This is a genomic window from Croceicoccus sp. Ery15, assembly GCF_020985305.1.
Lineage (GTDB): Bacteria > Pseudomonadota > Alphaproteobacteria > Sphingomonadales > Sphingomonadaceae > Croceicoccus.
The window spans coordinates 2,161,945-2,174,008 of the sequence record NZ_CP087588.1 but is presented as its reverse complement, the minus strand read 5'-3'; the positions used below and the strand labels follow the sequence as shown (position 1 = coordinate 2,174,008).

Sequence of the window (12,064 nt, the reverse complement as noted above, 5' to 3'; positions counted from 1 at the left end):
GTGTTGTAAGTAATTGTGAATTGGTCAAGACGATACTGCCGCAGTGTCAGAATTTGAGCCGCTGCAGGCGGTGCGCTGCAGTAATCACAGTGCCATCGTCTCCGACGACCAAATAGGCGTCGAGCGCCTTTTCGAGGCGGCAGAACGTGCGTTGGCCAAGTGCGGCCCTGGCACGGGAGCGAGCCTGCTTGTCGAGAAAGTAGATGTCGGCGCCATGATGGCGGCGCGTGTTGCCGTAGGCGAGCAGGGCATCAACGGCTTCTCCCGGAATGCCGCGCTGCTGAAGGCGGGTCTGAGCGTGAGCGGTGTACATCGATTCGGTCCTTTCCTTGTTTGGTCCATTCGATGTAGCCAGTGGGGGCGACAGAATCGGTCATGGGGGTAATGCATGTCCTTTGGAAAGGCAGTCGATCTGCTGCGGCTGGCGATGATGGCGACGGGCAGTCGGGGCGTCTGCCTGTCGGAGATCGAGCAGGAATTTGCTGTGGTGCGCAGGACGGCGCAGCGCATGACTGCGGCGCTGGAAGAGGTCTTTCCGGCCACGGAGCGCGAGATCGACGAGGCTGGCAGGCCGCGCTGGCGCGTTCCGGCGCGCGCGATTGCTCAGCTGCTCTCGCCAAGCGCGGACGAACTGGTTGCGCTCACCTCAGGGGTTACCCAGCTCGAGCGCGCAGGGATGGGTCCAGAAGCACGGAATCTGGCATCGCTAGAGCGCAAGGTGCGCGCCCTTCTGCCGTCTGGAAGCGGATCGCGGCTGGCAGTGGATGAAGAGACGCTGCTTGAGGCGATGGGGTATGCGGCCCGACCTGGACCGGGTCCTGCTTCGCTCGAGGAAGTGGATCGCGCGATCAGTCTGGCCCTGAAAGGTCCGTTTCTGCTTAGGATCGCCTATCAGTCGCGGGGTGATGCAGCTCCGAGCGAACGACTGATCGAACCCCTGGGAATTCTTTTGGGAGCACGGCGCTATCTGGTGGCGGTGGATACGGCCAAGCGCGACGGGCGCAATCGTCATTACCGTGTCGAAGACATCGTTTCGGCTGAAGTGACCGACACTTCCTTCAAATACCCGCTTGACTTTCAGATTCGCGAGTATGCCCAGAGGGCGTTTGGATCTTATCATTTCGATCCCGAATATGGCGAGGTTGTCTGGAAGTTCGCGCCGCGAGCTGTCGATCGGGCGCAGCGTTTCCAATTTCATCCTTCGCAGCGCACTGAGCTTCTTAGAGCGGTTTTCGATCATTCCGGGTCATAACCGCACGAGCTGAAGTAGTTGGCGCATTCGCCGGGCTGGAAGATATCGACGAGTTTGCCGATCAGGTCCCAGAGGCCACTGACGGTTCGCTCGCCGATTTTGCGGAGCATGGCCTTGAGGCGTGAGAAGGCCTTCTCGATCGGATTGAAGTCCGGGCTGTAGGGCGGGAGGAAGCGCAGTGTCGCGCCTGCCGCCTCGATCTTTTCCCGCACCGCCGCACGTTTGTGGCTCGACAGGTTGTCCATGACGACGATGTCGCCGGGACGCAGTTCGGGAATGAGCACCTGAGTGACATAGGCTTCGAACCAGTCGCCATTGATCGGACCGTCCAGCACCATCGGCGCGACCATGCCGGTCAAGCGTAGACCGGCGACGAGCGTCGTGGTCTTGCGGTGGCCGTGCGGGAAACCCATCCGCAGCCGTTCGCCTTTCGGGCAGCGGCCATGGCTGCGGGTCATGTTGGTGGCGGTCCACGTCTCGTCGATGAACACGAGGCGTTCGGGTTCCAGATCGATCTGGCTCTCGAACCATTCCCGGCGCTGCTTCAGGACGTCGGGCCGGTCCTGCTCGATTGCATGGCCAGTCTTTTTTTGCGCGTTATCCCCCTGCGCGCGAAGAAGCGATGCAGCCCGGCCACGGAGACGGTCAGGCCAACTTCGGTCAGCGCCAGGCGAAGTTCCTCAAGCGAGATGTCCTTACGCTCTTCCCAGATGGCGAGGATGTCCCCCGCACGCTCTTCGACCCGGCGAGATCGCATGTCGCCACCCTGCGGCTTCGGCGCGAAGGCGCCCGTCTCGCGCCGCTGCACCCGCCAGCGGATCGCCGTCGAAGGCGCAACGCCAAACCGGGCCGCAGCAGCGCGGCAACTCATACCGCCATCCACTGCCGCCAGAAGCCGAGAACGCAAATCCATCGAAAGAGGTTGGCCCATCCATGCTGGCCTCCTTCACCAGCACGGATTCTGAATCAGAAATCACACCTGGTGGGAATCCCTCATCGATTCAAATCGGTCGAAAACCGCTCTAAAGATGGTTCGCTGATCGTGACATTCGATGCTTCAGGCCATCTGGAGATGGCGTGGCATCTTTATGCCTGGGGCGACGCGGTCGAAGTCTTGGAGCCTAAATCGCTCAGGGACATGGTCCACCCTTTCAGAAGGGGCGATTTCCCTGCCCTCCCGTAGATCGCCGCGGGGGCAAGATCAGTCTGGGGACTTTTGGGTTTCAAACTGAGCGCGGACGACTTGGCTGCGTTTCTTGCTCGCTTGCCCGCCAATCGTTGGACCCGGCTTCTCGAAAGGGGCGTCGATGCACTCAGTCGGGAGATTGGCGCCAGTCGCATGGCGGTGCCAGATTTGGTCGAATGGATTGCGGAGTGGTCCTATGAAACACGGGGTGAGCAGCAGGGGCTGCTTTTGTTGACGGCGCACCGAGCGAAGGGGCTTGAATTCGACGATGTTGTGATCCTCGATGGCGACTGGCAAAGTAAATCTAGGAATGAAGATCGTGATGCGCCCCGGAGGCTGTTTTATGTGGCGATGACACGGGCAAGGCGCAGCCTCTCAATCGTGACACAAGGCGCACACCCTTTCGTAGCTGGTGAGACCGACGCGATACTTGAGAGAACGGTCCAGTCCGATCCGGCCCAAGGTCCGCTCGATGAAAGAAGTTACCAGCCGCCGGACATGGCTTTGGTGGATCTTTCATTTGCCGGTCGATTGAAGTCTTACAATCCTTCCCTTGCGGCCATTGCGCAATGCCAGGTGGGTGATCGGGTGAGTTTGGAAAGAGGCGAGAAGGCCTGGATGATCAAGGACGCAGCTGGCCAAATCATTGGCAGAATGAGCCGATCCTTCGCGCCTCCGGCCAGGTATGAAATAGCCCACGGCGAGGTCGGAGCCGTCGTTCGCTGGCGTCGTTCGGACAATGCTGAAGAGTATCGGGAAGCTATCGTGCGAGACGAGTGGGAGACCGTTCTGCCCGACATTACCTATGTTCGCTCAGGTGCCGTAAGGTGAATACGTTCGGTTGGCGGATGTGGCGTTTAGAAAGTCAGCTACTTCGGCTTGTCGAAGCACCCGTTGGCCAGCTAAAATCTTATCATGAAGACTAAATCACTCCTCCCGTGGGGCGGCGCACTCGCCTTTTGGTCGTTTTTCCTCATTGTCTCGCTCGATAGGGTGCTGTGGAAGTTGGGGTGATCGCGCCGTTATGCTGAGCATTCTTCTAACGACTGTCTTGGTGGTCCCAGCCGGTGAAACCTTTGCCTGTACGCCTACACATGTCTGGGATGGTGACGGCCCCGTTTGGTGTGCTGAAGGTCCTCGCGTCAGACTTTCCGGGATCGCTGCTCGTGAGATCGATGGCACCTGCCGTTCCAACCAGCCTTGTCCTTCTGCGTCTGCCGAGGAAGCGCGCGACACGCTCGTTGCTCTGGTTGGCGAGCCTTATGGGCGAGGGCCGAACGGCCATGTCCTTGTCCGGGGACCAACTATGACCTGTGTTTCGGTCGGCAATGGAGGCGGCGATCGCACCGCCGCTTGGTGCATGTCGCCGCGTGGCGGCGATCTATCCTGCGCTATGGTAGCAAGTGGCACAGCCTTGCGCTGGGACCGCTACTGGGCTGGCCATCGCTGTTCGTGATCTCTGACTGGGAAATCTGGGCCTGCGCAGAGCATGGTGAGGATGCGCTGATCATCGCGGCCATGCGTGCCGACAAGCAGATGTCGGAGGGCGACATGCAGGGCGCGCGCACAATTCAGATGATTGTGAAAAGGATCAACCAGTTGCTCCAGCTCCCATCCGGCTTGCTCCATTAGAGCTGCCCACCAGGAATTCATGCGGGTGACTATTTTTGTCACCCCTTGCGCGCATAGTTTGGGTCTCGGGCCGAGTCGGTTCGGGAAGAGAGACAGCATAGGCATGAAGGAGGCGTCAGATGGCAAAGGGTGGCAGTTATCGCAGCGCAAAGACGGGGCGCTACGTTTCGGAAGCTCAATGCAAGTCGAACCCGCGAACGACGGTGCGCGAGGCAGCTGGCAGGAGCGGGAGCTCCGGCCCGCATTACCGCAGCACAATCAGTGGCCGCTACGTGACGACTAAGCACGGCAAGGCAAGCCCGCACACAACCGTACGCGAGGATTGAAGCAACGATGCGCATACTTCACACCAGCGACTGGCACCTGGGGCGACAGTTCCACGGACTGCCGCTTGACGAGGACCACGATGTCATTCTCGACCAGATCGCTAAGGCCATCGAGCAGAAGAAGCCCGATGTCCTCATTATCGCTGGTGACATATTCGATCGCGTCAGCCCGCCGCAAAGCGCACTGACGCGGTTCGGCGACTTCATCAAGCGCGTCACCCAGGACAATGATTTGGCGGTGGTCGCAATCGCCGGAAATCACGATTCAGCGGCACAGATCGGCATGCTTGGCGTCCTGCCGACCGGTGGAAGGGCCCTCGTGCGAGGTCCGGTCGATGCTGAAGAGCGTCCCCTTATCATCGAGGACGAGCATGGGCCTGTTGCGATCTCCGCTCTACCCTTCTGCTACGAGTTCGCGGCCCGCGCCTGCTTCGAGGATGAGGCCATCGCCTGCCCTGCTGATGTCCTGCGGGCGCAGGTGGAAAGCGCCCGCCGCCACCTCCCCGATGGTGCCAGGTGGGTTATTGTTGCGCATGCCTTTGTCGAGGGAGCCTCAGCGAGTGAAGGTGAACGTCCGTTGTCGCGCACCGTGGGCGGCATCGAGACCGTTCCTTCATCAGCCTTCGATGGCGCGCATTATGTGGCGCTGGGCCACCTTCATCGACCTCAGAAGGTGGGGGCGACCCATATCCGCTATTCGGGCGCGCCGCTTGCCTTTGGCCTTGATGAGGAAGGAGATGGAAAATCGATGACGCTGATCGACCTTGCAGCCGATGGCTCGGTCACAATCGACCTCCTGCCGCTCAATCCCTCGCGCACGGTGAGGACCGTGCGAGGCAAACTGTTGGAGCTGATCGAGACACCTGAAATTTGTCACGACTTCACCGGTGTCGTGCTCACGGACGAGACGCCGCAGATCGATCCGATGAAGCGGATCCGGGAGAAATTCCCGAATGCGGTCAAGCTGACCTACGATCGGAACAGTGAGCGGGAGCAGCAGGAGCGGAGCGAAAGCGAGCCGGTGCTGACCGACCCCAAGTCGATCATTGCCGATTTTCTTCAGTTTGTGCGCGATGAGGCACCCGGGGATGCCGAACAGCATTTGATCGACCAATTCCTGGTTGATGCGGACCATGAGGAGAGCGCAGCGTGAGGCCGATCAAGCTGAAAATGGATGCGTTCGGGCCCTACGCCGGAACACAGACGATTGATTTCCGCGACGCGACCGATGCCGGTCTGTTTGGCATCTACGGGCCCACGGGATCGGGCAAATCCTCGATATTCAGTGCTATGACCTTCGCGCTGTTTGGAGAGGCAGCCAAGAAGGAGCAGCCGACAGCCACGCTGCGCTCGGCGCATGCATCGGCAGAGATGCCAACTGAGGTCGCTTTCGTCTTCGAGCTTGGTGACAAACGCTATCTGGTGCGCCGCCAGCCGGAACAATCCCGGCCCAAGATGCGGGGTGAAGGCGAGACCAGCCAGGCACATGCAGCATGGCTCTTCGATGTGACCGGTATTGAGGTCGACATGATCAACCTTGATGGTTGCGGGGTAATCCTTGCCGAGAAGAAGGTCGGACAGGTCGCCGACCAGGTCAGCGCGCTCCTTGGCTATGGAGCCGACCAGTTTCGGCAGATCGTCCTGCTCCCGCAGGGCCGATTTGAGAAGTTTCTGACCTCCGACAGCAGCGAACGGCTGAAGATCCTTCGCGAACTGTTCGATGTCAGCCTGTATCGATCGATCACCGATCGCCTCAAGGAAGAGGCCAGCGCTGCGAAGCGCGAGGTGCGGGATGGCTACAGCGTCCATGCACGCCGGTTGGTGGCGGAGGGCTTTAACAGTTCCGACGAGCTCGACGAAGGGATTGAGGCGGCGCAGGCCAGGAGCCGAGAGGCGGCGTGCGAAAGCGCGGAAAAGGAGAAGGCGGCTGCAAGTGCCGACCAGGCGTACGCCGCTGCCCAAGCCATTGACGCGCGGTTTGTCGAAGCGAATCGCGCGAAGGAACAGCTGACGGTTCTTGAGGGCCGGGAGGCCGAGATTGCCGAAATACGTCTTCGCAGAGACAACGCGCGGAAGGCTCAGCGTGCCGCAGACAAGGCGCAGGCAATAGCTGAGGCCAGTGATCGGCTGAACGAAGCCGTGCAAGATGAGGTAGGCGTTTCTTCGGCAGCGGCTGAAGCAGCCGACAGATTGAAACAAGCCGAGGCTGCGCTGCTAGCCGAGCGAAATCGATCGGGAGAAATTGACAGTCTGCAGCGGCAGAAGGCCGAGCTTGACCGGTACGAGAAAGCCTTGGCCGATGCGTCGGACCTGCGGGACAAAATGGAAGAGGCGGTTGCTGAAAAGGTCGCGGCTGAGCAGGCGCGTGATACAGCCTCACTTGAAGTAGACCGGTTGACCACTCTCCATAAGGAAAGCGAGGCAACCCTCGGTCAAGCAAGGCAGAGCGAATTGAGGCGTTTAGCGCTTCGAAGTGAGCGGGTTACGCTCGATGCCGGTCTGCGGCATGCGAAAGCATACCAAAAAGCCGCGGACGCTTTGAAAACCGCGCAAGCGAGCGCAGGGAATGCCGCCAAGCATTTGGCAACTGCGGAAGACGCGCATACCGCCGCCAGCGAGAGCTATGCCCGTGCCGAGACGGCATATTTCTCGGCGCAGGCGAGCATTCTGGCGCATCGCCTCGTCGATGGAGAACCCTGTCCGGTGTGCGGCGCGGACGAACACCCGCACCCCGCTCTGGGGGAAGGCGACCCCGATGCTCTCGATGAAGAGCTGGCGAGTGCGCGCGAGACGCTTTCGAGCGCCACGGGCGACCTCCAAGAGGCAAGGGTTGCGCACGGCTCTGCGCGGAGCCGGGTAGCCGACAGGGAGAAGGCTCTCTCGGAAATTGAAGTGCCGGAAGCGGACGTCGCATCTCTTGAGCGTGAGCTCGAAGTGATTGATGCCGAACTGAGCGGGCTGGGCGAGGCGGGCGAAATCCAGAAGCTTCAGCTGGCCATGGATGAGGCAAAAGAGCAATTGGAGCTCGCGGCCAAGGCCTTGTCCGAGGCTCAGCAGAAGCTTCAGTCTGCCACAACGGCTGAGGCAGTTGCATGTCGGTCCTATGAGGATCAGATCGCTGGTGTGCCGGAGCAATACCGCGATGAGGCCGGCTTGAATGCGGCTCGCGATGTGATGGTCGAAACCATAGCGGAACGACAGCAGGCCTTGGCGGATGCTGAAGCCAATGCCCAGGCAGCGCGTGAGCTTGTCGCCACTGCGAATGCCAACCTGAGGAACGCCGAGAAAACGAAGATCGATGCCGAGAAGCGGTGCAAAGTCGCCCGGGATGAGTTTGCGACCAGGCTCGCTGAGCTAGGACTGTCACCGGAACAATACGCGCAATTTGCTGCGCACATCCCTGAAATCGACGATCTGACAGCAACCGTCGAGGACTTCGAAACCTCGCTGCGCGAGGCGACGGGCGCTGCAAAGCAGGCAGCGGATGCGATCGCCGGAATTGAGCGCCCTGATCTCGCATCAGCCGAAGGTTCGCGCGATGCAGCGCGTACGGCAGCGAACGAGGCCGTGGATTTCGCAGCCACTATGAGGGCGAATCTCGAGAAGTTGGAGAGCCTCAAGAATGTGCTCGCGGAAGAGTTGGCACGTCTCCGCCGCTTGGAAGAGGAGACGGGTCCGCTTCGCGCGCTCGCTGACGCCTTCTCAGGGCAGAATGAAATGAACACAACGCTGGAGAGCTTTGCCATTGGCGCAATGTTCGACCAAGTGCTCGAGGCTGCCAATCTGCGTCTCGAGCCGATGACATCAGGCCGCTATCGTCTCGAGCGCGATGTGGAATCGGCAGGCGGTCGTTCGAAACGCGGGCTCGATATTCGCGTACATGACATTGAGACGGGTCGAGCTCGCGATTTGACGACACTTTCTGGTGGTGAGACCTTTATTGCCGCTTTGTCGCTTGCCCTTGGGCTTTCCGACATCGTCGAAGCAAGCCACGGGGCCATTCGCCTCGACACCATCTTTATTGATGAGGGGTTCGGCAGTCTCGATACGGAGAACGATACCGGCACTTTGGACCGCGTCCTACAGGTTCTCCAGGACATTGTCGGCGCCAGCCGCGCCGTGGGTCTGATCTCGCATGTGCCACTGGTTCAGCAGGCCGTGCCAACAGGCTTCACGATCCTCAAGGGCGTTGGTGGCAGCAGAATTGAAAGGAGAGCTGCTTGATGTCAGCGGATTTGGTTAGGCAAGTTGCCCGCAGTTGGGATGGCTCGAAATGCCTCGACACGCTAATGAACGCAGCGCCAGTTTGCCTTGCAGATGTCCCGGCCGGACCTGGGATCTATGCGCTTTATGATCATTCAGGACGACCGCGATACATAGGGATCACTGCAAAGTGCCTGAACGACCGCATCTTCAGACGGCATGCCGCCGGGGATGGGAACAGCCACAAGTTCTCGACGGTCTACAATGCTGGGCGCATGTTCCATAGTCGCAAGGATACAGGGACCTGCCCCGCCGATGGACCAATATCGAAGGAGCTCCGTCGTCTTTTTATCCGTAGTCACTGCGCCGCAGTGGCAATTCCATTGCGTGGATATGGGAAGACCCAGCTCCTAGCGCTGGAGGCCGAGGTTTGCGAACTGGCCCCCGATGACATGACGCGTTGGAACAACGCCCGCGCTCTCGAGGCTGAAGAGCCTACAGAGCTTCTTGACAGTTTTCTACTGACCCTTGGATGGCCGGCGACGAAGCTTGCTGCCGTAGAGAGGCAAGCAAATCGTTGGAAAACGCGTTGAAGTTGATTGGCCTGATCTCGCATGGGCCGTTGTTGCAGCATGCGGTCCCAACCGGCTGCACAATCCTGAAGGCTGTGGGGGGGGGCTTAATCGAGAAACGAGCAGCCTCGGTAAATTTGCTTTTTTCAAAGAGCTTCGAAATCCCCTTGCCGTCCCAAACGTAGAAAAGATTTCGCTCTTGGCGGCAGTTTGAGAGTAGCCGTGGCCGAAAAACGGCAACGCATTCGCCCCGATTATCTCGAACACTTTGATAGATGATCCCGTCGGAGTTAGCGGCACGCAGCTGCGATGCCAGTGCCTGCGCGGCTGAATATTCATTGGGAAGGTAGAGCAGGTGACGTGACCCCCTGATTTTCCTCCAAGTATGATTAGAGTCCGGCCCTGACAGAAGGACGGACGATGAAGCACAAGAGGTTTACCGAGGAACAGATCATTGGCGTGCTGAAGGAAGCGGAGGCGGGTGCGAAGACCGCCGACCTGGCCCGTCGATACGGAGTGTCGGAAGCGACGATCTACAACTGGAAGTCGAAGTATGGCGGGCTGGAGGTATCCGATGCCCGCCGACTGAAGGAACTCGAGAGCGAGAACGCGAAGCTCAAGCGGTTGCTGGCCGATGCGATGCTGGACAAGGCCGCGCTGAAGGATCTCCTGGCAAAAAAGTTCTGACGCCCGCCGTGAAGCGGGAAGCTGTCGCTCATCTCCAGGCGTGCCACGGGATGAGCGAACGGCGGGCGTGCAGTGTCATTGATGCCGATCGCAAGAGCGTGCGTTACCGTTCCACGCGGGACGACGATGCCGAGTTGCGCGAGAAGCTGCGCGAGCTGGCCAACCAGCGTCGGCGGTTCGGCTATCGGCGTCTACATATCCTGCTGCGTCGGGAGGGGATCATGATCAACCGGAAGAAGACCCAGAGGCTCTACAAGGAGGAAGGGCTGGCGGTCAGGCGACGACGAAGCCGCAGGCGTGCTGTTGGCACGAGGGCACCAGCTCCGGTGCTGGCGCTGCCGAACCAGCGCTGGAGCCTCGACTTTGTGCACGACCAGATGGCGTCAGGCAGGCGGTTCCGGGTGCTCAACGTGGTCGATGATGTGACCAGGGAGTGCCTGGCAGCGGTGCCGGACACCTCGATCTCCGGTCGCCGCGTGGTGCGTGAACTGACCGAGCTGATCGCACAGCGGGGCAAGCCGGGCATGATCGTCAGCGACAATGGGACAGAGCTCACGAGCAATGCCGTGCTGGCATGGTGTGGTGAGATCGGCGTGGAGTGGCATTACATCGCCCCAGGCAGGCCGATGCAGAACGGCTATGTCGAGAGCTTCAACGGTCGCATGCGCGACGAGCTACTCAACGAGACGCTGTTCCTGAGCATGGCCCATGCCCGTGTCGAGATCGCGGCCTGGGTGGATGACTACAATCGGGAGCGACCACACTCATCCCTTGGCTACGCAACACCGGCGGCGTTCGCCGCCGAACTGGATAAGCAATGGCCTGCTTCGCTACGCCCTTCGGGCTCCGCTACGCAGCCCATTGCTTCAACCGCGCTCATGCGCAACAACGCGGCTAGGCTCTAATCCCAGCTGGGGGAAAGCTGGGGGTCACGTCACAGGGAATTCTTCGATCGTCGTCTCACCCATCCGCGATCATGCTTTTATTTGGAGCAGACGCTTCTCAAGAGTGAGGTCAGCCACACATTCCGTCAGATCGCGGGTCTCGCGGCGCAAATCCTTCACCCCATCCGTGGTGGCGGCACGGGCGATGTCACCCGCAAGGCGACGCATACCAGCCTCCATGAACTCTTTCGACCGGGTGTAGTACAGGCTGGGCAATACCTTCCTTGCGGCAAAGCTGGGCAATGGAGTCGTCTCCACTTAAGACTTCAAGCATGATCCTAGGCTTGTCTTCAGCAGAGAAGTGTCGGCGGGTCTTGCGGCGGATGTCCTCTACCACCTTCTAGGCAAGGGATTTTGCATCCGAGGATTTGGGCATAGTCTTCGTTCCTTCGTTACTGCGACGAAGCCCGAACCTTCCCTAATTTACAACCTCAAACCTGCGCCATAGGCGCTGATGGGTAACATTGAAGATTACTTTAGATGAAGCGCCCAGGCTGAACCTTATGTATGACCGCGCCTCTGAACGAGCGCGACGGCTTATTGAGACCATCCGGTTGTTGTAAGGGAACCAATTTTATCGCGCACTCTATCGATGTAACAAATTCGATTGTCATGCGCTGCGGTAAAGAGGTTGGTCGAGCGCACAGCCCATCCTACAAGGACTCATGGAACTCGATAAAACACTCGACACGCTCGGCAATCTGTTAGAATCCATCATTGAGGCGAGGGTGGCTGAAGGCGTTGCGACTCCGAAGGACTTTGAACGTGTCCTGGGGGCTCTCAAGGTCATGCTTTGGTCACTGACAAGATCGCCGGACGAGATTGATACTGTCGACCGCCCGGTAGCCGAATTGTCCGTGTTGCTCGCCGATGCCCGCGTGGAAGCACCGCAATGTTACATACACAGCACGGACAGCCAGGAGATCGTCCAGAATCTCGCCAGTCGCGGTTATCTGGAGGCGCCAAGCGAGATGCAGGGGTGGAAAGATCCCATGCACCGTGACACGGCCAAGATCATTTTGGCACTCGCTGCTCCCGTCATCGGAGTGATGTGCAAGCATCGCTAAGACGATGGTGTCGCCGCGGTGGCTAGAACCTTGTGTTGGGCGCCCTGACAGCCGTGCCGCTCGCAAGCCTCGGCGGGAGCGACCGCAGCGCGACGGACCGAGCACCCCCTGCGCTTAATCAAGGTAAATTTCTTAAGAACAAAAGAAGGTGGCTCTTCGCCAGTGATGGGCCGGATCCAGGGCGTTTGTCCTGAG

Annotated in this window: 12 protein-coding genes and 1 pseudogene; 9 read left to right on the top strand and 4 right to left on the bottom strand. The window is 59.7% G+C overall.

What is annotated here, in order from left to right:
- Positions 1 to 46: 46 nt before the first annotated feature.
- Positions 47 to 313: a DUF4258 domain-containing protein gene (locus LOZ77_RS10665; protein ID WP_230279143.1), complete on the bottom strand. Its 267-nt coding sequence runs from the start codon at positions 311 to 313 to the stop codon at positions 47 to 49.
- 75 nt (positions 314 to 388) lie between these two features.
- On the opposite strand from LOZ77_RS10665, the gene LOZ77_RS10660 reads away from it, so the two are divergent.
- Positions 389 to 1,252 carry a YafY family protein gene (locus LOZ77_RS10660; RefSeq protein ID WP_230279142.1) on the top strand — a complete coding sequence of 288 codons (864 nt, stop codon included), beginning with the start codon at positions 389 to 391 and terminating at the stop codon, positions 1,250 to 1,252.
- Here the strand turns inward: LOZ77_RS10660 and LOZ77_RS10655 are convergent.
- A protein-coding gene (locus LOZ77_RS10655) for an IS630 family transposase (RefSeq protein ID WP_230279141.1) occupies positions 1,237 to 2,183 on the bottom strand; the annotation gives its coding sequence in 2 pieces (ribosomal slippage) (positions 1,237 to 1,847 and positions 1,847 to 2,183; 948 coding nt in all). The genes LOZ77_RS10660 and LOZ77_RS10655 overlap by 16 nt on opposite strands.
- Before the next feature lie 51 nt (positions 2,184 to 2,234).
- Between LOZ77_RS10655 and LOZ77_RS10650 the strand changes: the two genes are divergently transcribed.
- From LOZ77_RS10650 to LOZ77_RS10625, 6 genes are all read left to right on the top strand, one after another.
- A complete protein-coding gene (locus LOZ77_RS10650) occupies positions 2,235 to 2,435 on the top strand; it encodes a WYL domain-containing protein (protein ID WP_230279140.1) in 201 nt (66 codons plus the stop codon).
- Positions 2,436 to 2,468: 33 nt separating this feature from the next.
- Positions 2,469 to 3,269 (top strand): 3'-5' exonuclease, encoded by an 801-nt coding sequence (locus LOZ77_RS10645; protein ID WP_230279139.1) that lies wholly within the window; start codon positions 2,469 to 2,471, stop codon positions 3,267 to 3,269.
- A 193-nt stretch (positions 3,270 to 3,462) separates the two neighbouring features.
- Entirely contained in the window at positions 3,463 to 3,894 is a 432-nt protein-coding gene (locus tag LOZ77_RS10640; RefSeq protein WP_230279138.1) for a thermonuclease family protein, read from the top strand.
- Positions 3,792 to 4,070: a hypothetical protein gene (locus LOZ77_RS10635; protein ID WP_230281957.1), complete on the top strand. Its 279-nt coding sequence runs from the start codon at positions 3,792 to 3,794 to the stop codon at positions 4,068 to 4,070. The genes LOZ77_RS10640 and LOZ77_RS10635 overlap by 103 nt, the downstream gene beginning before the upstream one ends.
- Positions 4,071 to 4,403: 333 nt before the next feature.
- Positions 4,404 to 5,549 (top strand): exonuclease SbcCD subunit D, encoded by a 1,146-nt coding sequence (locus tag LOZ77_RS10630; RefSeq protein WP_230279137.1) that lies wholly within the window; start codon positions 4,404 to 4,406, stop codon positions 5,547 to 5,549.
- Positions 5,546 to 8,620: an AAA family ATPase gene (locus LOZ77_RS10625; RefSeq protein ID WP_230279136.1), complete on the top strand. Its 3,075-nt coding sequence runs from the start codon at positions 5,546 to 5,548 to the stop codon at positions 8,618 to 8,620. The genes LOZ77_RS10630 and LOZ77_RS10625 overlap by 4 nt, the downstream gene beginning before the upstream one ends.
- 474 nt (positions 8,621 to 9,094) lie before the next feature.
- Here the strand turns inward: LOZ77_RS10625 and LOZ77_RS10620 are convergent, their stop codons facing one another.
- On the bottom strand, positions 9,095 to 9,526 hold the full coding sequence (locus LOZ77_RS10620) for an RES family NAD+ phosphorylase (RefSeq protein ID WP_255671258.1): 432 nt from the start codon (positions 9,524 to 9,526) through the stop codon (positions 9,095 to 9,097).
- Between the two features lie 65 nt (positions 9,527 to 9,591).
- Here LOZ77_RS10620 and LOZ77_RS10615 point away from each other — a divergent pair.
- Positions 9,592 to 10,763 (top strand): IS3 family transposase gene (locus LOZ77_RS10615; protein ID WP_230279135.1). Its coding sequence is split into 2 segments (ribosomal slippage): positions 9,592 to 9,844 and positions 9,844 to 10,763, totalling 1,173 coding nucleotides; the frame shifts between segments, so codons are not numbered across the junction.
- A 50-nt stretch (positions 10,764 to 10,813) separates the two neighbouring features.
- On the opposite strand, the pseudogene LOZ77_RS10610 reads toward LOZ77_RS10615, so the two are convergent.
- Positions 10,814 to 11,139, bottom strand: a pseudogene (locus LOZ77_RS10610) (transposase); the annotation flags it as partial.
- A 328-nt stretch (positions 11,140 to 11,467) separates the two neighbouring features.
- Between LOZ77_RS10610 and LOZ77_RS10605 the strand changes: the two are divergent.
- Complete coding sequence (locus tag LOZ77_RS10605; protein WP_230279134.1) at positions 11,468 to 11,869, top strand: hypothetical protein; 402 nt, start codon at positions 11,468 to 11,470, stop codon at positions 11,867 to 11,869.
- Positions 11,870 to 12,064: the final 195 nt, after the last annotated feature.

Coding starts and splice junctions, on each gene's coding strand:
- LOZ77_RS10665 (WP_230279143.1), bottom strand. CDS start 313: ATGTACACCGCTCACGCTCAGACCCGCCTTCAGCAGCGCGGCATTCCG.
- LOZ77_RS10660 (WP_230279142.1), top strand. CDS start 389: ATGTCCTTTGGAAAGGCAGTCGATCTGCTGCGGCTGGCGATGATGGCG.
- LOZ77_RS10640 (WP_230279138.1), top strand. CDS start 3,463: ATGCTGAGCATTCTTCTAACGACTGTCTTGGTGGTCCCAGCCGGTGAA.
- LOZ77_RS10630 (WP_230279137.1), top strand. CDS start 4,404: ATGCGCATACTTCACACCAGCGACTGGCACCTGGGGCGACAGTTCCAC.
- LOZ77_RS10605 (WP_230279134.1), top strand. CDS start 11,468: ATGGAACTCGATAAAACACTCGACACGCTCGGCAATCTGTTAGAATCC.